Genomic DNA, 22441 nt, shown 5'->3' on the forward strand with positions numbered 1-22441 from the left:
TTTACGTCTTTTTTTGTGGGTGTGGGGTTTCATTTTTTATGTTTTTGCCCCTTTTTCGCCTCATTTTTACCAATTGGGCGTATTTTGGGCCTACAGGCTTAAAATAGCTGCATTTGAGGTGGTGCCGTTTTTGGTGTTAACATATTGTTTACTAATAGCTTAGGTAACCTATACAGGTTGTATGCAATTGCTTCCAGGGCGTGCTGGGCGTGGGTTTTGGCGATGCCCACATAGCGGGCGGTGCCGCCGCCGAACCAGCTTTTGGTGCCGGCAAAGGTGCGCTCTATTTTGTAGCGGTGTTTGCCGCAGAGTTGGTTGAATTTGAGTTGTAATTTTGTTAAGGGTTTGTTTTTCACTGCTTTATAACACACTCTATCTTTAAGTCCCTTCGCTTTGAGGTAGGTGGTATGGGCTTTGGATTTGTAGGCTTTGTCGGCATAGATGGCGACTTTTGGGGGAACTTGTGCCTTGGTTATCAATGTGTTAAAGTGGTTATGGTCATGGACGTTGGCGGGTGTGGTCTCCAGGGCAAGGACCAATCCGTTGCCGTCGGTAATAACGTGTTTTTTGTAGCCAAAGCGGGTTTCTTTGCCTTTTTTGAGCCAGCGGGCTTCGTCGTCCACGCCAGGTTGATTTACTTTAACAAGCTTTAATTCAGCCGTTTGTGTTTGTATAGCTTCTTCCGTTTGTTCGTTTTCTTTTCTGTCTTCGGCAATTTCGTAGGTGGGTTTTCCGGTGGGTTTGCGGGGGCTGTCGGTAATGGAGGCATCTATTATGCAGCCGGATTTTACCGTAATAGCATGTTTATCAAGCTGTTGGTTAAGTTCTTGCAACAGCAAGTCGTAGGCATTGCTTCCTGCCAGTTCGTTGCGGAAGCGGCACAGGGTGCTGTGGTCGGGTACTTCGTCTTCAAGACTCAGCCCAACGAAGGTCATCCAGCTTAAATCGGTGTTGGTCCTGTCTTCTATGTCTCTGTCGCTCAGGCTTTTATACCAAACGCCGAGCAGTAGCATTTTGAAAAGAATAATGGGGTTGTAGGCGGGTCTGCCGTCCGGTCTAAGCCCTTTTGGGTAGTGTTTTTGAAGTATTTTTACGATTGATTCCCAATCAATTACCTCATTTATTTGCTTTAGAAACGCGTTTTTAGAACTGCGTTTAGAAACGTAGGGCTGGCTAAAACTCATCTGTATTTGGGCGTGCTTTATCACACCACAAAAATAATAAATTATTTAATTAATTCAAAATCAAATAGTTAAATATTTTAATTTTTTTTGTCGTGCAACAGGCTCGTTAAGTATTATATTTTCGCGGTAAGCACCCATTACCACATATTCACTAAAACATTCCTGAAAAATTCGTTATTCTTCAATGGTTACGTAGCTGGAAACTTGTTTACGTGAAGAATTCTGCTTAGTAAAAGAAAAATTGCTCAAAAATAACATTAGACAAATGGCACAATAGCTTATGTTAATAAACATACCTAATAGGGTTAAGTTCTATGTAACATTTACAACGTCCTCTTGGAGATTCACACTCATATTTCTTTTCTACTGGATTGTAAGTTCTAATACACCTCTCGCACCCTGCCGTTTCAGTTGTATTGGTAAAATGCTAAATGCCATCCGGAAACTCTATCATCGCGTATATCTATTGCCTTTCTTTTCTGAACAGTTTAGCATTATGAGCCTATGTGAAAACACAGAAAAATCACTTCCTCATTATTCGTTTTTTTCTAACCATGCGACTAATCGTAAGCTATAATGGGAACAATCTGCCCCCACTACCAAAGAAATTAACCCTTGCTTAGTTAATTCGCATGGACAATACTTTACGATTTTTTTGTCCCGTATTAATTTCTTCAATTCTGCAGAATCCGGTAATTCCATCTTTATTGTATAAGCTCGGCTCGGGTCAAATCTTTGATACAACTTCCATCTTTTATGGGATATTCTTCTTGACCTCCCTAAACAGTTGCTTTCAAATGCAGCATTTTTGAATTTATTTAGCTTTGAAGTTTTGTATTTAATAAAATCAGCAACATCCTGTAAAGGGACAGCATAATTATATTCTATCGGAACTTTATACAAACTATCCCTGAATTTTTCGCTTGTATCTACTTCATGAATCAAATACAAAAAGTATTCAAAATTTGCTACGCAACCACTAATTGATTTTCCGTTATCCATTTTAATGTTATGAATGTATGGTTTTCGGGGTAAGTGCAAGGAGCAACCACACAGACAGTATATTATAAGGATTCTTAAGTTCTTAATAATATGGGATATCATCAGCATAATGTCCTTTTTTACATCTACATCCTTTTCCTGGCCACATACAATCTTCCTCCTTGCGCTCAGAGTGTGTACACCTCCCGCACCCTGCCGCTTCAATTGTATTGGTAAAATACTGGCTGCCATCCGGAAACTCTATCATCGCGGAAATGAGTATTGTGGCTCTGTTATCTATTTCTACGGCAGTAGTAGTGATCGGATTCCATTTTGCTCCGTCAAATTCAAATCCGGGGATGGAATTTTCATTTTGCAATAGTCGAACGGCTACTCTAAGCGGTTTGTCAGTATCTATTCCTGAATAAATACTCTGTGTTTTGTAATACAAAAAGAACTTAGGTTTAATGGTGATATTAACAGGCGCAGTCGGCTTGTATTCTAATTTCAGATTCCGAAATATTTCCAAATCTTCCGAAGTTCCATTTTTAGTAATAGATTCTGTAACTTTCATCATTAATTCCTGAGAGTCCTGAATAACATCTTTGAAAGGGGCGTAAAAGTCCACACCAGTCTCTTGTTCGTATTTAACTGATGCTACATTTATTTTATCTCTTATCTGTTGATTTTCTATCATACTTAAACTTCCTTTCATCCAGATATCCATGTATTTATGGATAAGCTCTCGGTTTTGGTTAAGCCACGTTCCAAGTGCTATAATTTCAGCCGGAGTAGGACCACCATTTTTGGAGGATTTTTTGGTACTTACAGATAGGTTGATGTCCTCGATTTGTTCAAAAACAGCCTCCTTTCCAAAGTTTTTTTTCAAAAACGGTTTCTCGTCTTGCTTGCAAGATACGAATATAAACGTAATAAAAATAACAATCAAAAATCTTTTTGCTAAATTTTTCATATCAATAGTGAAAATTTTCAGCAAAGCAAAGCAAATGAAACTTCAAAATAGTTTCCAAATAAAGTTATCCACAAAAGAATATGCAGTTTTAGGAATATCATTGAGTATTAATTGCATCCTTGCGAGTTAAAAAGATTTGTTTCTTGCGTTTTGGAAAAACGTCTTAATGTTTTATGGATAAAGTTTGGGTAGGGATTGTGATGGGTTCGGATTCTGATTGGTCTATCATGGAGGCGGCATCGTCTATATTGGTAACTTTTGGGGTAAGGCATGAAATTGACATCGTTTCGGCGCATCGTACACCGGAGAAGTTGCATCATTATGCTTGTCATGCGCATTTGCGTGGGTTGCGGGTGCTCATTGCGGGTGCCGGTGGTGCTGCTCATTTACCCGGTATGTTAGCCGCCGCAACTCCGCTGCCGGTCATTGGAGTACCTATTAAATCATCTAATTCTTTGGATGGCTGGGATTCTCTGCTGTCTATTGTTCAAATGCCTAATGGTGTGCCGGTTGCAACGGTAGCTGTAAACGGTGCTTATAATGCTGGAATCTTAGCTACCCAGATATTGAGCATTGGCGAACCAACGCTGATAGAAACTATACTGAAATACAAAACCTCCCTGAAAGACACTGTAGCAGAAAAAGCAGAAAAATTACATTTTCCTATGGTTAGATAATTTTTTTTGTAATTTCGCGCCCTGAAATTCTAAGGATTATGTACGCAATTGTATCCATAGCTGGTCATCAGTACAAAGTTATGAACGACCAAACGATATTTGTAAACCGCCTCCCCAATGAAGAAGGCAGTGAGCTGAAATTTGACCAGGTTTTGTTAGTAGATCAAGAAAATGGAAGTGTTCAAATAGGCGCTCCCACTGTAGCCGGTGCTTCTATTCAAGCTAAGGTAGTGGCTCATGTTAAAGGAGATAAAGTTATCGTTTTTCACAAAAAACGCAGAAAAGGATTTCAAAATAAGCGCGGACACCGCCAGCAGTTTACCAAAATTTTAATTCAATCTATTTCAGCATAAGTTATGGCACACAAAAAAGGAGCCGGGAGTTCCAAAAATGGTAGAGAATCCCACAGTAAACGCTTGGGAGTAAAAAAATATGGCGGAGAATTGGTTATCCCCGGAAACATTATCATTCGCCAAAGAGGAACCCAATATCATCCGGGTAAAAATGTGGGTATTGGCAAAGACCATACTCTATTTGCCTTATCTGAAGGAACTGTCTTATTCAGAACCCTTTACGGAAAAAAAATCGTAGAAGTTACTCCTGCTGAGGCATAAGTAATTATTCAAAAAATACTGTTGATAAAAATCCGTTCTTTTGAGAAAACAGAAGAACGGATTTTTGCTATTAAACCAACGTAATGATTTTTCGATAGATAGGGTTTTTATCGCTTTATTTTTTCAACAAACACCGTAAAGGCACAAAACAGCACTTTACTTTTCCACAAAAGCCTTGTAGTTATACACAAAATCAGGGTATTTTTCACAATACTTTTACAATACTTGAGTATCTCCGAAATTGCACTTTTATTATGGAAAATACTGAATTAGAAAATATCCCAAAGCAAAAGTTATTTGAATCTGTTAATTCGTTAATTAACTCAACTAATTCTTTGCCGGTTAATACTAGCCGGGTTCCTCCTAATTCTGTTGATTTAGAGCGATTTATATTAGGGAGTATTTTGCTTGAGTCTGAGGCTTTAGCTAGGATTATAGATATTCTCAAGCCGGAAATGTTTTATGATCCTAAAAATCAGTTTATTTTTGAAGCCGCCACAGCCTTATTTACCCGTTCAAATCCCGTTGATTTACTGGCCGTTGTTCAGTACCTCCGCAGCACCGGAAAGTTAGAAAAAGCAGGCGGAACAAGCTACATCAATGAACTTACGTTTAGTATTGGTTCATCTTCCAACATTGAATATCACGCCAGAATTGTTGTAGAGAAGTTTATTCAGCGGAAACTGATAAGCATTACTGCCGAACTCAATCAGTTAGCATATCAAGAGCAGTTAGATATTTTTGAGTTATTAGATAAGTCTGAACAAAAGCTGTTTGAGCTATCCGAAACCAATTTGCGGCGAGATTATCTGCCTATGCAAGATTTAGTAGGCCGTGTATTAAGTCGTTTGGAGCAGCTAAAAGACCAAAAAGAGGGTTTAACGGGGATTACTTCCGGTTTTCCAGCATTAGACAGCTACACGTCCGGCTGGCAAAATTCGGATTTAATCATTATTGCGGCAAGGCCAGGTATGGGAAAAACCGCTTTTGTACTTTCGGTAGCCCGCAATGCTGCCTTTCAACAAAATGCCGCCGTAGCTATATTCTCCCTTGAAATGTCTGCTACCCAGTTAGTTCAAAGATTGATGTTTGCAGAAGCCGAAATTGATGCCAATAAAGGACGAACCGGAAAACTTGAACCCCACGAATGGATTCAACTAAACGAAAGGCTAAATACCTTAGCTAAAACCAAAATCTTCATTGACGATACCCCCGGACTCTCTATTTTGGAGCTTAGAGCTAAATGCCGAAGACTTAAAGTAGAGCATAATATACAAATGATTATCATTGATTATCTGCAACTTATGAATAGCGATGCTTTTAAACGCTTTAGTAGGGAGCAGGAAATCGCCGGTATTTCCAGAGCATTGAAAGAATTGGCCAAAGAATTAGACGTTCCTGTTATCGCTTTGAGCCAGCTAAGCCGTGAAGTAGAAAAAAGAGGTTCTGATAAACGCCCTATGCTCAGTGATTTACGGGAATCAGGCTCCATAGAGCAAGACGCTGATATGGTTATGTTTCTCTACAGACCGGAATATTATGGTTTGCAGACCTTTGAAGACGGAAGCCCAACCGCCGGAGTCGGTGAAGTGATAATCGGAAAACAACGTAGCGGCCCCTTAGCAACCGTAAAACTATCTTTCATCGCCAAATTTGCCAAATTTGATAACCTAAACGAATATTTCACCCTCCAAGCTGACCCACAGTTTAACAACCCGTTCCCAATCCAACCTAAAAATAACCCCGCAAACCGTGAATTCCCCTCAAAAATAAATAACGCAGAAGAAATTAGCGGATACTTTGAAGAACCCCCATTCTAATTTCCATTACCATGAAAATCAATATTTTATCCTCAACCCAGAAAAAAATACTTTCTTGTCTATACTTTATTGAACCTTTTGAGCAGTTGTTATCCGAAACTCAACTTCCCAAACCAATACTCTGCGATGAAATTAAAACCCTTTTAGCTCATAGATTAATTGCTATTTTTCAGTTTAACCAGACACTCAAGGACTGGCAAGAAACTACCTTGTTTGATTCTGATAATTTGGATAACTATGCATTTTGCATAACTCAGGCTGGCTTAGCCAAGCATTAATTAAATGCATCTTTGCTGTTCTTGGTGGATAATATTTTTAGGAATTTACCTGACAGTAAACGGGCAAAAATTGCATATTGAGGTGCATAGCATTCCGCCAAATCCCAATATCAGTATTAAAGAGATTTCAGACAGCTCTGATATTCAAAAAGTTATTAAAAAATTAACTATCCAAGCAGCGCAGCGCGGCCAAATTGCTTTTTCTGTTGATTCTATTGTTTTTTCTCCTGATATATGCAAAATTTATGTCTATGAAGGAGATATTTTTCGCTGGGATACTCTGGATATTAGTTTATTAGAACCTGTATCTGAAATTTTAAAACTCAGAGATAATGCAGCTAAACATCTACTATTTAAACCTCCCGAACTTTATCAGGCTATTCAGAAACAAGTAACTTATTGGAAATCAATTGGATATTTACAAGCAAAGGTTTCTTTTCAATCATTAGTTTATCGAAAAAGAGAGGATACGCAATGGGTTTCTGCCAGTTTGCTGGGTGAGTTAGGAGCTAAAACAAAGATAGATAGCATTATTCTGCCGGCTTCACTTCGGGAACGCCCAAATTTTATCTATTCTTTGCTTCGTATGCGTCCGGGTGAGGTATTTAATCCGCTGCTATTACCTAAGATTCCGAATATTTTAAACAATTCTTTATATTATCAACAAGCGGATACTCCTCGATACCGTTTAACCAATCGGGGTGCCGTTATTCATCTGAATATGCAGCCACGCAAAAATTCTCGTTTTGATTTCTTAGCAGGCTTGCTCCCGCCGGTTAATAATACTGCAAAATTTCAATTTACAATAACAGCCGACTTAATGCTTATTAGTGCTTTTAGAACCGGCGAAGCCATGACTTTGCAGTATAATAAACTCCCTGATGCCTCTCAAAAATTGTATATTCGTTACAAACAGCCCTTTATCTTCAAAACATTATTTTCTCCTGCCGTTTTATTTGAATTGCAAAAACAAGATACTACGTTTTTACGCCGAAAATTTGAACCCAGTATCGCCTATGACCTCGCACCTGGCCTCCAACTTCAGCTGTTTTATAGAAATATCACTTCAAATTTACTTCAAGTAGGGCAATATAAAACCGTAAAATGGCCACCACCGCCATTTTTAGATACCAAAACAAACGGTTTTGGGGTCGGAATTAACTATGAAAAAGTAGATTACAAGCCAAGCCCGTCTCATGGAAAAATTATTTCCGGAGATATATGCTATGGACAAAAAAAGGTATTTAAAACCACTGGGTTAGATTCTTTGGATTATTCTAAAATCCCCTTACAGCAACCCCGTATAGATGTTTCTGCCGATATTCAGCTATACTTTAAATTAGCGCAAAAACGGCATATCCTGAAAACCCAACTACGAGGCAGTTGGATATACATGAAGAGTTATTTCTTAAACGAACTGCCTCAATATGGAGGTGCAAAGTCTTTGCGTGGGTTTAACGAAAACTTATTTACTGCCTCTGCTGCTGCTATCAGCACAGTAGAATACCGCTACTTATTAGAGAAAAACTCATTTTTTGCAGCTTTTGTTGATTACGGAATGTTGTTATTACCAAGCTATACCGAAACGGCTCGGGTAAGCCCGTTAGGTATTGGGGTTGGCTTACAGTTAGAAACCGGAGCTGGGTTACTAAACATTAGCTACGCCGCAGGCAAATGGGGGGAATTTCCATTAAACCCTCTGCGAGGAAAAATACATCTTGGGTTCGTCAGCCTATTCTGAAAAACTATCGTCTAAGCCATATAACAAACGCCTGACTATCAGCGATTACTTAGAAGAAATGAGAACGGAGTGATTGAATTTTACTCGTTTTTCAAAGTCTTCACGGAATCGGGTAATTGTATTTCGAACTGGCCAAGCGGCTGCATCAGCTAAAGCACAGATTGTGCGCCCTTCCATATTGTCGCAAATATCTATCAATAATTCAAAATCACGTATATCGGCTTCATTATGATAAAAGCGGGTTATTATTTTTTCTAACCAGCCGGTTCCTTCTCTGCAAGGTGTGCATTGTCCGCAAGATTCGTGGTGATAAAAGCGAGTTATTCGGTACAAAAACTTTACCATATCGGTGTCTTCGTCTAAGAAGAGCATACCGGCAGTTCCCATATAAGTTCCTACGGTGCGTAAGGAATCTGCATCCATCGTTATTCCTTCGATTTGTTCTGCTCTAAGTACTGGTACGGAAGAGCCTCCGGGTATCAATGCTTTTAGTTTTTTTCCGTTTCTCATACCGCCGGCTACGTGGTTTAGTAGGTCTGTAATAAGCATTCCTGTTGGGTATTCATAAACGCCGGGTCTATTTACATGACCGGAGATACCATATAAAACGGGGCCGGGGTGCGTAGGGCTGCCAATATTGCGATACCAAGCTGCTCCATTTTTAATCACTAAGGGAGCATTCGCTAAGGTCTCTATATTGTTGATGGTCGTTGGTTTTCCCCACAATCCGGCTTGTGCCGGAAAAGGTGGCTTTGCTCGGGGATACGCTCTCTTCCCTTCCAAGGACTCCATAAGAGAGGTTTCTTCGCCGCAGATATAAGCTCCTGCTCCTCTGTGCAAGTAGATGTCTATCGAAATGCCGGTATTAAAAATATTCTTTCCGACAAATCCTTTGGCATAGGCTTCATCAACGGCTTTTTGGAGCATATCAATCCAATCAACGTATTCGCCACGGATATAAACATAGGCGGCATCCATCTCCATAGCATAGCAGGCGATGAGTACTCCTTCAATAAATTGATGCGGATTGTATTCAAAGATACGGTGGTCTTTGATAGTACCGGGTTCTGATTCGTCTCCGTTACAAGCTAAATAACGAGGGACTCCGGGTACTTTTGGCGGCATAAATGACCATTTTAAGCCGGCATTAAAGCCAGCCCCGCCTCGTCCGCGAATATTAGCTGCCTTTACTTCGTCAATGACTTTTTTTCTATCCCAACGCAATGTGCTGGGGTCATTGTCTATACCATACAACTTATTACGTGGTGAAGCATTGGTTATCACTTCTTTAGAGGCTTCATAGCCTCCGTGTGCAACATAAACATCAAGTTGGTGATAGTTCGGAATATCCGGCAAAATCAACTTTTGATACTCTCTCCAATTCATTATACAAAAATTGAACTTTTTTTAAACCAAATAACAATAATAATAAAAAAATCTCTGGGTTGTTAATTTGCTAAAATCTCAAATTCGGTGCGGCGATTGTTTTGCCGGCCTTCTTCCGTGTCATTGGTATCTATGGGCTTAGACTCTCCATAACCTTGATATTCCAAACGTTTGGTATCTATTCCTTTTGAAAGTAGGAAATCTACAACTGCTTTGGCGCGGCTTTCGGATAGTTTTTGGTTGTATTCATCAGAACCCTTGTTGTCTGTATGGCCGCCAATTTTTACACGAATAGACGAATTTGAAGCCAGAAACTTGTATAAACGATCTAATTCTGCTTCGGATTCCGGGCGTAGAGTGGATTTATCAAAGTCAAAAAAGATATTTTTTAGGATAACTTTTGAGCCAGTAATGATTTTATCTAACTCAATATTTTTTACTACTTCTTGATAATCTTGAGAAATCGGAATATTAAAATTTTCAGAATAGAATAAATAATCTGGTGCTTGAACGATAATTCCATAGTTTTTGCCGGAAGGCAGTGTTACTAAATATTTTCCGGTGGCTATATTGGAAATATTTTCAGATATAGTATCATTTAGCTCATTATCAATTACATGGATTGTAGCTTCGAGGGGTTGTTTGGTTTTTTTGTCGGTAATAATTCCCTTCAATAAAGTTACCGGATTGTTTAGCATCGGAACAGGGATTTCTATTTTGGCATCATTTTTTAGGTTAATATCTTCTGTTTTCGCTACTACGCTTGTTACTTCCGGTTTTCGGATGGTGATTCGATAAATATCTTTTTCACCCAAGCCTCCGTCTTTGACACTGGCATAGTATCCGTGCTCTCCACTGGCAGAAAGAACAAAGTAGATGTCATCATCGGGAGTGTTGATTGGATAACCGATATTTACCGGTACTGACCATGTACTGTCTTTTTGGAGTTCTGTTCTAAAAATATCGTATCCCCCCATTGAGTTGTGGCCTTTGGATGAAAAGTAAAGAGTTTTTCCGTTTGGGTGAAAGAAAGGAGCATCGTCATCATAAGGAGTGTTGATTTTACGAAGATTGATAGGTTCTGACCATTTGTTATTTCTTAGTTTTTTGCAGTAATAAATGTCTCTTTTGCCTACGCCGCCGTCTCTATTGGAAACAAAGAATATCAATTTTCCGTCTGCTGATATAGAGACTGAGGGTTCGTAGAATCTGGAGTTGATTGGTTTTCCTATATTTTCTGGTGCTCCCCATGTTTTTCCTTTTAGCTTACAGGTGAAAATATCGCCGCCATTATCGTCTTTGTAGATGTATAATGTTTGGCCGTCCGGTGAAAGGGCGATACTGGCGTCGTGTCCGCGGGTGTTAATTGGCGGGCCGATATTGATTGCCGGCAGCCAGTCTCCGTTATCTTCTCTGTAAGAGATATAAATATCTTCGTACGGAAATTCATTACCCGGAGGGGGGCCTCCTAAATTTCCTTTTCTTCGTGAGGTAAAGAGCATCATAGACTCATCGGCAGATATTACTGGAGCAAAATCAGGATATTCCGAATTAACCGTAGGGCCAACGTTTTCTATTAAGGCATTAACCGGCTGCTTTACCAAAATCCGCGCATTTTCGCATTGATTAATAGCCATCTTGATGTCTTCCATCGTATATGGCTCCATAAGGTTTTTTTCTTTAATCTTTTTATAGTTCTCTATTGCTGCATCTATCTGTAAATCAAAGTGTAAACACATTGCATACATCATCAATAGGTGCGGATTGGGATAATTTGGATTTAGCTCGTATAATTTCTTAAAGCATCCTAATGCTTTTTTCTTGCTTCCGTTTAAGAAATAAGCCTTTCCCAAAACATATTGTGTTTCAGGGTTATCTGGATTTGCTTTGGCAGCAGAAACCAAATGCGGAATAGCCATTCTATACTCATCATATTTTAAAAACTCTTCTGCGGCTTTTAAATATTTTTTTTCAGCTTTATAGTCCGGTTGTGCCAGCAATGCCAAAGTAGGTATTAGCCAACAAATAGTAACGATGATCCTTCGTAACATAATTTTCAAAGTACGGCAAATTTCGTATCTTTCAGAAATCAAAAATATATTTTGTAAAAGAATATTTGGTTGTGGTTCAGAAAATCTGATAAAAAAATTGATAAAAAATGATAATTTTTGGGTTACTGAAGAATAAATTATTCTTCAATAACCCAAAAAAACAACATTTATACTTTCTGAACCGAAATCTTTACTTTTCCTGACTAATATTTACCACAGCTCGGCGGATAAAGTCCGTTAAGTTAGAGCCTGTTAGCATTCCTTGTGATAATAACGCTAATTCGTAACTGTAGGTTATCAGATTTTTGCGTTCTGTTTCATCTTTTGTAGCCAAAATTTTGCTACTTAATGGGTGGTTTGTGTTGATAACCACATTGTACAAATCTGGAAGGTCTCTGGAAAACATCCCCATATTTGCTGATTCTGTGATGCGTCTTTGATATTCAGAGCGGGTTATCATTACCGGTAAATCTTGATTGCTTGCCGGTTTACATTGAATAGCTGCTTCTGTTTTATTAAGCGTTTTTTCAAAAAGATTTTTAAGTTCTTCTGTTTCAGCATCCGTTAATACAGAAATAGAATCTTCTCCTTTGTCTATTAGTTTCTCTGGTGTATCTGCATCTACTCGTAAAATCATCACATTCTCTTCGTGCATTTCTAAAAACTGAACGAAGTGTATGTCTAAAATTCCGTCAAACAGTAACACATCATAGCCGTGATTTTTTACTATTTCTATGTAAGTATGCTGCGTTTCTGCATTTGTAGTGTATAAAACTACTAATTTACCATCTTTATTCGTTTGGTTTATTTGGATAAGTTTGCGGTATTCCTCAAAGGTAAAGAACTTTTTATCAACGTTTTGGTATAAGCAAAATTCTTTAGCACGCTCATGAAATTTGTTATCGCGAAGGATACCATATTTTACAAATAGTCCGATACTTTCCCATTTTTGAGTGTATGCTTCTCGGTCATTTGTAAATAGTTCATGTAATTTGTCGGCTACTTTTTTAGAAACGTGCTGACTTATTTTTTTTACGTTAGTGTCTGTTTGTAAGTAACTTCTGGATACATTTAACGGAATATCCGGTGAATCTAACACGCCTTGTAACAGGGCTAAGTAATCCGGAACTACGTCCTCAACAGAGTCTGTGATAAATACCTGATTAGAATATAGCTGTATTTTATTTTTCTGGATTTCGACATTAGGGCGAATTTTTGGAAAATATAAAACTCCGGTTAAAGTAAAAGGATAATCTACGTTTAGATGAATCCAAAATAACGGTTTTTCTTGAAACGGATATAACTCTTCGTAGAATTTCAGATAATCCTCTTCTTGTAAGGAAGCGGGCGTTTTTTGCCAAATAGGAGCTATATTGTTGATTATTTTTTCGTTAAACTCAACGGAAATTGGCAGAAAGCGGCAGTATTTTTTTAAAATTTCCTCGATGCGGTAGTTTTCGAGATATTCTAAGGCATCATCATTTAGGTGCAATATTACGTCTGTTCCACGCTCTGTTTTATCGGCTTCTGAGATAGTAAACTGGGTAGAACCATCACATGACCACTTAGCTGCCGGAGCATCTTTATAGCTTTTAGTGATGATTTCAACTTGTTTTGAAACCATAAAAGCCGAGTAAAAACCCAATCCAAAAAAACCAATTATCTGATTTTCAGTGTCTTTATATTTTGCCAAAAACTCCTGCGCTCCCGAAAAAGCAATTTGATTGATGTATTTATCAATTTCTTCGGCAGTCATCCCGATGCCGTTATCGTGGATTGTGATTGTTTTTTCTGATGAATTTATGGATATTTTAACTTTTAGTTCTCCCAATTCACCAGAAACTTCTCCTAAAGAAGATAATGTTTTTAACTTTTGGGAAGCATCTACGGCGTTAGAAATAAGTTCTCGTAGGAAAATTTCTTGGTTAGAATACAAAAACTTTTTGATAATCGGAAAGATATTTTCCGTATTAATTGAAATGGTTCCTGTTTTCATTTTTTATAATTTCAATTTTAGGCCGCAAAGTTATGCTTTTTTTGAATACAAAGTACGTTTGGTTATGTTCTATGGGTTAAGCGTCAGCTTTACCAAAGTCTTCCGGAGCGGGTTCTTCTTTGATTCCCAATAGTTTATTAAATCTTTCTTTGATACCGTCTATCCAGTTGTAAACTACAGGAACGAGTACCAAAGTTAATAGTAATGAACTTGTTAAGCCGCCTATTAACGCCCAAGCTAAGGGAGATTTTGTTCCCGAACCTGCCGAAGTAGAGAGTGCGATGGGCAACATCCCGATAATCATAGAAATAGTTGTCATTAAGATTGGGCGTAACCTTTCTTGGCCGGCTGCTAATAATGCTTCATAGCGAGAAAGCCCTTGCTGCCTTAGCTGATTGGTGAAATCTACTAATAAAATGGCATTTTTGGCAACTAAACCAACCAACATAATCATTCCCAGCAAGGAGAAAATATTTAAGGTCTTCATAGCTAAGGCTAAAGCTAATAAAGCTCCAATGACAGCAAGTGGTATGGAAAAAAGCACCACAAACGGATATACATAAGAATCATACAGGGCAACCATAATCATGTAAACAAATATGATTGAAGCCATCAAAGCTATTCCCATACTTCCAAAAGATTCTTCTTGGTTTTTCAGGTCTCCCCAGTAGTTGATATTTGTTCCTTCTGGAAATTTAGTTTTAGCAATTTGGGTTTTTAAGTCTTTTCCGATGTCTCCACTTGCTCTGCCCATTACTTGGGAGAGTACTATTATAGAAGAATTTCGGTTAAATCGCTGTAGTTTTGTTGGTCCATTAGAGATATAGATATTAGCAAACTGTTTTAGTTCAACGAGTTGCCCAAGTGGATTTCTAAATGTGATGTTACCGAGGGTTTGTATTTTGGATCGGTCATAGCCGTCTAATTGCACACGGATGGTATAGTCATCGTTTCCTTCTCTAAATTTAGATTGGTCATCTCCGGTAAGGGCTATTTGCAGGGCAGTACCTATTTCGGCTATTGAAAGGCCAAAATTAGCCATTTTTTCGCGGTCAATATCTATTTGGGTTTCCGGTTTTCCGTCTTCGGAGGATAGGCGAACGTCCGTAGTTCCGGGAATCTTTTGGACAATATCTGCAATAATATCTGCTGATTTTTTGACATCTTCACGGCTATTTCCATTCACTATAATCTGAATTGGGGTCTGGTCTGCACCCCCAAAAATACCAATCGGGTTTACGCGAACTTTGATACCGGGTATATCTAAAATCTTAGTTTTCAGCTCCATATAGATTTCATAAGTTGCCCTTTTACGTTCTTCTTTAGGAACTAAGGTTACAATAACTTCGGCAATATTGTTTGAATTTTGCCCGATAAATCCATCATTAGAAACGCCAACGTTTGTATATACTTTTTTTACCTCCGGAATATTGGTTATCAAAGATTCCACTTGTTGGGTAACTTTATTGGTATTTATCAATGAGGACCCGGCAGGTAATTCTAAAGAAACCGAAAATTCTCCTTTGTCATCTTTGGGAATAAATTCTGCTCCAATAAACCCTAATGGAACTAAGGCAAAAGAAGCAAAAAATAGAATCGTAGATATTAATGCAATTAGCCAACCTCTTTTTAGGCTAAAAATCAATAGCTTATTATATTTTGCTTTTAAGCGTTCAAAGTAGTTTTCAAATCCAATGGAGATGCTTCCCAGTAAACTCTTAGGATTAGGGTGCTCTAAACGAGAAAAACGGGAAGCCAGCATTGGCGTAATTGTAAATGAAACAAACAAGCTCATTAAGGTAGAGAATACCACCACTAATGAAAATTCCCGCATAATATTTCCAATCATCCCCTCTACCAATGCTAAAGGCAAAAACACCACAACGTCCACTAACGTAATAGACATTGCCGTAAAGCCTATTTCGTTTCGCCCTCTCAATGCCGCAACCCAAGGGTGCTTTTTCATCTCTAAATGGCGGTGAATATTTTCTAAAACCACAATAGAATCATCCACCAAAATACCAACTACTAATGAAAGTGCTAATAACGTCATTAGATTTAAGCTGAAACCCAAAAAGTACATGATGATGAAAGTAGATAATAGCGATGACGGAATAGCGACCATCACAATGAGGGAGTTCCGTAAACTGTGTAAAAACAACATCATTACCAGAGCTACCAAGATAGTTGCAAACATTAAGTCCACTTTTACGGCATTAGCCGAAGACATTGTGTAAAGGGACGAATCCTGCGCAATATCAAAGTTGATTCCAATAGATTGATAATCAGCAGTAATTTTATCAATTTCTTTTCTTGCAAGTTTACTTACTTCTACTGCATTGGCATCATTTTGTTTTTGAACGTAGATAATTACAGAAGATTTTCCATTAATTCTACTAATTTGCTTATACTCAGTGCCTCCGTCTTGTATTTCGGCAATATCTTTTAGGAAAATATCGCCTCCTGTTTTGGTTTTTCCAACTACTAAGTTTCTTAAAGCATTTAATGAAGCAATTTTGCCGGCTATACGAACCGTGAATTGGTCTGTTTCACTTTTTATGTTTCCGGTGGGGAAGTCAAGGTTAGAAGCCCTAATAATCTGCATCACCTGAACAATGGGTATGTTAAAAGCTCTGAGTCTATCAGAGTCTAAATTGACTTTTATTTCCCGATCTTCACCACCAACGATTGTTACTTGGGCTACCCCCGGTATTTTAGCAATTCTGGGTTTAACCTTGTCATTCAGCAACTTATAGAATGCGCGCGCTTCTAAGTTGCTGGTTATACCAATCTGCAAAACAGGAAGTTCGTTCAGCGCAAAGTTTGAAATAACTGGTGATTTAACCGTTAGCGGAAAGGTAGGCTGAACGGCATTTACTTTTCGCTGAACGTTCTGGAGTGCTTCGTCAATATCTGCATTTTGGTTAAACTCGATGATAACAAAAGATACCCCCTCCTGAGAGGTGCAATTTACAGTTGAAATTTCATCTACACCCGAAACGGCTTCCTCGATAGGTTTGGTAACGGAACTTTCTACTTCCGAAGGAGAAGCTCCGGGATATATAGTCGTAACCGAAATTACCGGAGGGGTAATATCCGGTAAGAGTTCATACTTTAACCGATTGTAGGAAAACCACCCTATTAGCCCCAAAGCAACAAAAACAATCACCACCAAAGATGACCGCTTGATGGATAACTCTGTGATAGACATCTTTTTATGGAATAATCGTTACTTTCGTACCTGTTTTTAGATTATGGTTTCCATTAACGACCACAAATTCATTTTTGTTGAGGCCGCTTACTACTTCAATTTTATCTTCGTAGGTATTTCCAACAATAATTGACTTCTCTTGTGCCGTTTTATTTTCAATCACAAAAACCTTAGGGTCTTTATAGCTCCCTAATAAAGCCGATCTGGGTATCGTGAGTACTTCGTTTTTGGTTATAGAAGCGAACTTAACCTTTACAAACATACCGGCTTTAAGAGGCTTTTCTTTTTGGTTAGTTAATTCAATCTCAATGGGATAAGTATGCCCTTCGTCTCCTTTTTCACTGATAAAAGAAATGATTCCAAAATAAGGCGTTCCGGGAAAAACATCTGTTAATACTTCCACTTTTTCTCCTTTTTTTAGCTGAAAGACATCATTTTCACCTACATTTAGGCGAACTTTCAGGGTTGAAACATCCACAATCTGGGCAATTGGTGTGTTATTAGAAGCCATTGAGCCTATTTCTATGTTTTTCATGGTGATTACGCCGGCAAAAGGAGCTGTAATATTGGTATTTTTAAGTTGCCTCTTGGCTACTGTTAATTGAGCTTCTGCATTTTTAAAGCCTAAGCGGGCGTTTTCAACAATAACTTCGGTGGAAGCTCCTTCTTTGTATAAAGCCTCAAAGCGTTCATAGTCTTTTTGGCATTTATCATAATTCGCTTGCGCTGTAACCAATTGTGCTTGAAGTAGTTCATCATCAATTTTGGCCAATAACTCGCCACTTTTTTTACTTTCTCCTATTTTAAAGAAAACCTGAGTAACCCTCCCCTGCCCTTCTGGAATCACAAATACTTCATGCTGGGGAAAAAGGGTACCGGTTATAGTAAGTTGGTCAGCAATTTTTTGGTAACTAATAGTATCCACCTTAACCGCAACATCTTTATTAACAGGAAGTTGAAGTTTTTCTTTGCTTTTAGCTTTATTCTGCATTAATAGCCAACCTGTTCCGGCAATTAGCACAACGATAATCAGAAAATAACTTAGTTTTCGCATATACATTCTGGAGCGCAAAAGTAGTAAAATTTAATTTCACGGAAACTTAAATTCTAATAAAAGTTTCCGTGGTTTCTACGAAACGAATTTACCTGAAAAATAGTTGCAGCTCGGAATGGATTTTATAACAAAATCCAGCTTAGGCTGTACGTTTTGAAATCGGAGAAGATTCTTTATTGAGGAAGTTAATTACTGCTTGGTTGAATATAGCCGGATGTTCCATATTCGCTAAATGCCCTGCTTTAGGAATCATAAGTAGTTCAGCATTAGGTATTTTATCAATTCCTGTACGCATAATGGAGTTTGTACTAACCCGCCTGAATAACCGGTTGGGAATATACCTATCCTCTTCGCCGGCGATTATCAATGTAGGTTGAGTAATTTTAAATAATAGATGATGAACCGGCTCATTCAGCATTGCAGCTACTGAATCTCCAAAAACCTGCATTAATTGATGCCTCTTTTTATGCTCCATCTGATGTTCATAGTAACGTAATATCCAATTATAGTCATCCGTCCATTGATAAAAATTATCTTGAATAAACGTTTTTAAGGATGTTCCGGATAAATAACGCAAAAAAGAGGGGATTATAAACGTTCGTAATGTAAGCGACTGCATCGTATTAAATATCTCAAAACCTGCGGGAGAGCATAATAATAGATGTGATACTTTATTTAGATGCTTCAGTGCGTAGTGAATAGCTATTTGTGCCCCCATAGAATGGCCTACTAAGGCCACTTTTTTAATCCCAAGTGCTTGTATTAAGCTATCAAGTGTTTTAGCATAAGCTTCAAGGGAATAACTATCTGCTGTAAATGGTGCAGACTGTCCGTGTCCCGGTAAATCTACGGCAATCACCCGAAATCCGGAATCTGAAATTTCATGGATGGAACTCCTCCATAGCAATTTATTACCGGCAAGGCCGTGTATCAAAATAACAGAAATCTCTCCGGTGCCAAAATCCAAATAACTCAGCTCTGTATTTCCAAGATGAATTTTTTGCGATTCTCGTAGTAATGCGATAGAACTTACCATACACAAAAGGTAAAAAAGTAAATTTATTTTAGGGAAATCAAATAAGATTTTTATTCAAAAAACTACACCAACTTTATGGGGATAAAGTTGGTGTAGAGAAAGTTATGGTTGCAAATTATCTTACTTGGCTAACGACTTTTTCAAAAGCCTGCGGGTGGTTCATGGCTAAATCTGCCAGTACCTTTCTGTTTAAGGTAACTCCTGCTTTATTGAGTAGGTTAATAAGTTGGGAGTAGCTTAGTCCGTGCTGGCGTGCGGCGGCGTTAATACGCATAATCCAGAGGGAACGAAACTCACGTTTACGGACACGTCTATCTCGGTAAGCGTATAACCAACCTTTTTCTACTTGGTTTTTAGCAACTGTCCAGACATTTTTTTTACGGCCAAAATAGCCTTTGGCAAACTTTAATATTTTCTTGCGGCGTGCACGGGACGCTACCGAATTTACTGATCTCATCTCTTTTTAATAAGTATTTTGTTAGGCAAAAGATTAAAGTAAAGCTAATACGCGCTTGTGGTCACTTGGGTGAATTGTAGAAAACTTCCCTAAGGCGCGTTTTCTCTGGGTAGATTTTTTGGTTAAGATGTGCCGCATATAAGCATGCTTACGCTTGATTTTTCCTGACGCGGTTAGTTTAAAACGCTTAGAGGCGCCAGAATTGGTTTTTCCTTTTGGCATATAATTTTATGTAAAACAGGGCGCAAAATTACAAATTATTTCTTAGGTGAAAGAATAAGATGCATTCTTTTTCCTTCCATTTTTGGGGGAAATTCTACTTTGGCAATATCTTCCAAGGCACTGGCAAATTGATTCAGCATTTCTTCGCCGCGGTGTCTATACACAATACTTCGTCCCATAAAAACAACCATAGCTTTTACTTTGTTTCCTTCCGCAAAAAACTTACGGGCGTGAGACAATTTAAAGTTAAAATCATGCTCATCGGTATTTGGGCTAAAACGAATTTCTTTCAGGATAACCTCATGCTGTTTTGATTTATTTTCTTTTTCTCGCTTTTTAAGATCATACTTAAACTTTGAGTAGTCAATAATTCTACAAACGGGAGGGTTTGCATTTGCCGTAATTTCTACTAAGTCGCTATCGGCTTCTTCTGCCCAAGCTAATGCTTGTTTAATGGGGAAAATCCCATTTTGGTCAGGGTTTGTACTTCCGACAATACGCACCATATCAGATAAGATTCCATCATTAATCCGGTGCTTAATCGTTTCTTCTACTTTTCTTTTGTTGTTATTAGGTTGCATTCAACGCAGTGTGGTTCAGATTATTGTTTGTTGTATTTGTATGTTCATTGATTCGTGTACCCATGCAGTAAATTGTTGTAAAAATTCGGCTATAGAGAGTGTTCCAAGGTCTCCGGTGCCACGTTTTCTGACACTAATGGTGTTAGATTCTAATTCTTTTTCGCCTAAAATAATCATTATTGGGTATTTAGATAATTCTGCATCTCGTATTTTCCGCCCGATTTTTTCGCTTCGGGGATCCACTGTTGCGCGAATATCTTGTAGGGATAGTTTTTTTTGTATTTCATCGGCGTAGTCATTAAATTTATCGCTGATGGGCAGTATTGCTACTTGGTCTGGTGTGAGCCATAGGGGAAAATTTCCGGCACAGTGTTCTATCAAAACGGCGATAAATCGTTCCATAGAGCCGAATGGTGCTCGGTGAAGCATTACCGGACGGTGCTTTTTGTTGTCGGCTCCGGTATATTCGAGGTCAAAGCGTTCCGGTAGGTTGTAATCTACTTGAATGGTGCCTAATTGCCATTTTCTGCCAAGTGCATCTCGCACCATAAAGTCTAATTTTGGGCCATAAAAAGCAGCTTCTCCAACTTCAATGGTTGTAATGAGTCCTTTTTCCTGAGCAGACTCTATGATTGCTTGTCCGGCTAAGTTCCAGTTTTCTTCGCTACCGATATATTTTTCGGTATTATTTGGGTCTCTTAGGGAGATTTGGGCAACATAATCTTGAAAGTTTAAGGATTTAAAGACATATAGTACCAAATCTATGACTTTGCAAAATTCTTCCTTAACTTGGTCAGGCCGGCAAAAGATATGTGCATCATCTTGGGTAAAGCCCCTTACTCTGGTTAGGCCGTGCAATTCGCCACTTTGCTCATAGCGATAAACGGTTCCAAATTCAGCTAATCGAAGGGGTAAGTCTTTGTAGGAACGGGGTTGGGCTTTGTAGATTTCGCAGTGGTGCGGGCAATTCATGGGTTTTAGGAAAAACTCCTCTCCCTCTTGTGGTGTTCGGATAGGCTGAAAAGAATCTTTTCCGTATTTTTCGTAGTGCCCGGAAACGATATACAGTTTTTTATTTCCGATGTGCGGTGTTATCACAGGTAGATAACCGGCTTTTTGTTGTGCTTGGCGCATGAATTGCTCCAATCTTTCACGCAATTGGGCTCCTTTGGGTAACCATAATGGTAAACCTAAGCCAACATTTTCAGAAAAGTAGAATAAGCCAAGTTCTTTTCCCAGTTTACGGTGGTCGCGTTTTTTGGCTTCTTCAAAGCGGGTTATGAACTCTGTTAGTTCTTTTTTTTGTGGAAAAGAAATCGCATAAACACGGGTCATCATGTTGTTTTTTTCGTTTCCACGCCAATAAGCGCCTGCAACATTCAGTAGCTTTACAGCTTTAATAATCTGAGAATTAGGAAGATGTGGCCCTCTACAAAGGTCAGTAAAATGTCCTGACTCATAAAAGGTGATTTGGCCGTCTTCAAGCCCGTCAATAAGTTCTAATTTGTAAGGGTCTTCTTTTTGGGTAAAGTATTCAATAGCCTCTCTTTTAGAAACACTTTTTCTGGTAAATACCTCATTACTTGAAGCTAATTCTAAAAATAACTGTTCTACTTTGGGAAAGTCTTCTTGAGAAAAGGAATGGTTTTTAAAGTCAATATCGTAGTAAAAGCCTTGCTCTATGGAGGGTCCAATCCCTAATTTAATTCCGGGGTATAATTTTTCGAGTGCTTCTGCCATGATGTGGGCTGAAGAGTGCCAAAAGGTTGATTTACCTCCGGTGTCGTTCCAAGTAAGTAATTTTAAAGAACCATTTTGGGTCAGGGGTAAAGAGGCATCAATAACGGTATTGTTATATTCAGCGGCTAATACATTTCTGGCTAATCCTTCGCTAATGCTTTTTGCTATTTCCAACGAAGTAATGCCTTTGGGGTATTGTTTTACGGTGTTGTCCGGTAAAGTTATGGAGATTTGAATCATTCAATCATTCAAGCCACAAATATACAAAACTCAATGATAACTACGAATATATTTGTAGGTAGTAATATTTTTTCAAGATATTAGCTTAATTTTATTTTGGCTTATACCTTTTACTTCGTAGGTGTTTTTCTTTACAAGAGAAAGGGCAGAACATCTAAAATATAAAAAGCTAAGAGCCTTTATGTGATTTTAAAGGCTC

The 22441-nt window shown here is 38.4% G+C and carries 19 protein-coding genes; 6 read left to right on the forward strand and 13 right to left on the reverse strand.

What is annotated here, in order from left to right; genetic code table 11:
- Positions 1–98: 98 nt before the first annotated feature.
- From LC115_10675 to LC115_10685, 3 genes are all read right to left on the reverse strand, one after another.
- The gene (locus tag LC115_10675; protein ID MCZ2357127.1) at positions 99–1208 is read right to left on the reverse strand and encodes an IS5 family transposase; all 1110 of its coding nucleotides are present in this window, start codon (positions 1206–1208) and stop codon (positions 99–101) included.
- Positions 1209–1718: 510 nt separating this feature from the next.
- The gene (locus LC115_10680; GenBank protein MCZ2357128.1) at positions 1719–2186 is read right to left on the reverse strand and encodes a hypothetical protein; all 468 of its coding nucleotides are present in this window, start codon (positions 2184–2186) and stop codon (positions 1719–1721) included.
- A gap of 82 nt (positions 2187–2268) precedes the next feature.
- The gene (locus tag LC115_10685; protein ID MCZ2357129.1) at positions 2269–3054 is read right to left on the reverse strand and encodes a hypothetical protein; all 786 of its coding nucleotides are present in this window, start codon (positions 3052–3054) and stop codon (positions 2269–2271) included.
- A gap of 257 nt (positions 3055–3311) precedes the next feature.
- On the opposite strand from LC115_10685, the gene purE reads away from it, so the two are divergent.
- The 6 genes from purE to LC115_10715 all read left to right on the forward strand — a co-directional run bounded on the left by purE (position 3312) and on the right by LC115_10715 (position 8268).
- A complete protein-coding gene (gene purE / locus LC115_10690; GenBank protein MCZ2357130.1) occupies positions 3312–3815 on the forward strand; it encodes a 5-(carboxyamino)imidazole ribonucleotide mutase in 504 nt (167 codons plus the stop codon).
- A gap of 38 nt (positions 3816–3853) precedes the next feature.
- Positions 3854–4168, forward strand: a complete 315-nt coding sequence (gene rplU / locus LC115_10695; protein MCZ2357131.1) for a 50S ribosomal protein L21 — start codon at positions 3854–3856, stop codon at positions 4166–4168.
- A gap of 3 nt (positions 4169–4171) precedes the next feature.
- Positions 4172–4429, forward strand: coding sequence for a 50S ribosomal protein L27 (rpmA, locus tag LC115_10700; GenBank protein MCZ2357132.1), 258 nt, complete (start codon positions 4172–4174; stop codon positions 4427–4429).
- Between the two features lie 254 nt (positions 4430–4683).
- Positions 4684–6249 (forward strand): replicative DNA helicase, encoded by a 1566-nt coding sequence (dnaB, locus tag LC115_10705; GenBank protein MCZ2357133.1) that lies wholly within the window; start codon positions 4684–4686, stop codon positions 6247–6249.
- 11 nt (positions 6250–6260) lie between these two features.
- Positions 6261–6527 (forward strand): hypothetical protein, encoded by a 267-nt coding sequence (locus LC115_10710; GenBank protein ID MCZ2357134.1) that lies wholly within the window; start codon positions 6261–6263, stop codon positions 6525–6527.
- A 4-nt stretch (positions 6528–6531) separates the two neighbouring features.
- A complete protein-coding gene (locus LC115_10715; protein MCZ2357135.1) occupies positions 6532–8268 on the forward strand; it encodes a BamA/TamA family outer membrane protein in 1737 nt (578 codons plus the stop codon).
- Positions 8269–8313: 45 nt separating this feature from the next.
- Here LC115_10715 and nuoF read toward each other — a convergent pair whose 3' ends face one another.
- The 10 genes from nuoF to thrS all read right to left on the reverse strand — a co-directional run bounded on the left by nuoF (position 8314) and on the right by thrS (position 22242).
- A complete protein-coding gene (nuoF, locus tag LC115_10720; GenBank protein ID MCZ2357136.1) occupies positions 8314–9654 on the reverse strand; it encodes an NADH-quinone oxidoreductase subunit NuoF in 1341 nt (446 codons plus the stop codon).
- A 62-nt stretch (positions 9655–9716) separates the two neighbouring features.
- Entirely contained in the window at positions 9717–11705 is a 1989-nt protein-coding gene (locus LC115_10725; GenBank protein MCZ2357137.1) for an OmpA family protein, read from the reverse strand.
- Between the two features lie 190 nt (positions 11706–11895).
- The gene (htpG, locus tag LC115_10730; protein ID MCZ2357138.1) at positions 11896–13701 is read right to left on the reverse strand and encodes a molecular chaperone HtpG; all 1806 of its coding nucleotides are present in this window, start codon (positions 13699–13701) and stop codon (positions 11896–11898) included.
- A gap of 76 nt (positions 13702–13777) precedes the next feature.
- Entirely contained in the window at positions 13778–16912 is a 3135-nt protein-coding gene (locus tag LC115_10735; GenBank protein ID MCZ2357139.1) for an efflux RND transporter permease subunit, read from the reverse strand.
- A 4-nt stretch (positions 16913–16916) separates the two neighbouring features.
- Complete coding sequence (locus tag LC115_10740) at positions 16917–17966, reverse strand: efflux RND transporter periplasmic adaptor subunit (protein ID MCZ2357140.1); 1050 nt, start codon at positions 17964–17966, stop codon at positions 16917–16919.
- 139 nt (positions 17967–18105) lie between these two features.
- Positions 18106–19002, reverse strand: coding sequence for an alpha/beta hydrolase (locus tag LC115_10745; protein ID MCZ2357141.1), 897 nt, complete (start codon positions 19000–19002; stop codon positions 18106–18108).
- Positions 19003–19117: 115 nt separating this feature from the next.
- Positions 19118–19459 carry a 50S ribosomal protein L20 gene (rplT, locus tag LC115_10750; protein ID MCZ2357142.1) on the reverse strand — a complete coding sequence of 114 codons (342 nt, stop codon included), beginning with the start codon at positions 19457–19459 and terminating at the stop codon, positions 19118–19120.
- A gap of 33 nt (positions 19460–19492) precedes the next feature.
- Entirely contained in the window at positions 19493–19681 is a 189-nt protein-coding gene (gene rpmI, locus LC115_10755) for a 50S ribosomal protein L35 (GenBank protein ID MCZ2357143.1), read from the reverse strand.
- A gap of 35 nt (positions 19682–19716) precedes the next feature.
- A complete protein-coding gene (infC, locus tag LC115_10760; protein MCZ2357144.1) occupies positions 19717–20262 on the reverse strand; it encodes a translation initiation factor IF-3 in 546 nt (181 codons plus the stop codon).
- 15 nt (positions 20263–20277) lie between these two features.
- Positions 20278–22242: a threonine--tRNA ligase gene (gene thrS / locus LC115_10765; GenBank protein MCZ2357145.1), complete on the reverse strand. Its 1965-nt coding sequence runs from the start codon at positions 22240–22242 to the stop codon at positions 20278–20280.
- Between the last annotated feature and the right edge of the window lie 199 nt (positions 22243–22441).

The sequence above is a fragment of the Bacteroidia bacterium genome (genome assembly GCA_026932145.1).
In the GTDB taxonomy this organism is placed as follows: Bacteria; Bacteroidota; Bacteroidia; order J057; family JAIXKT01; genus JAIXKT01.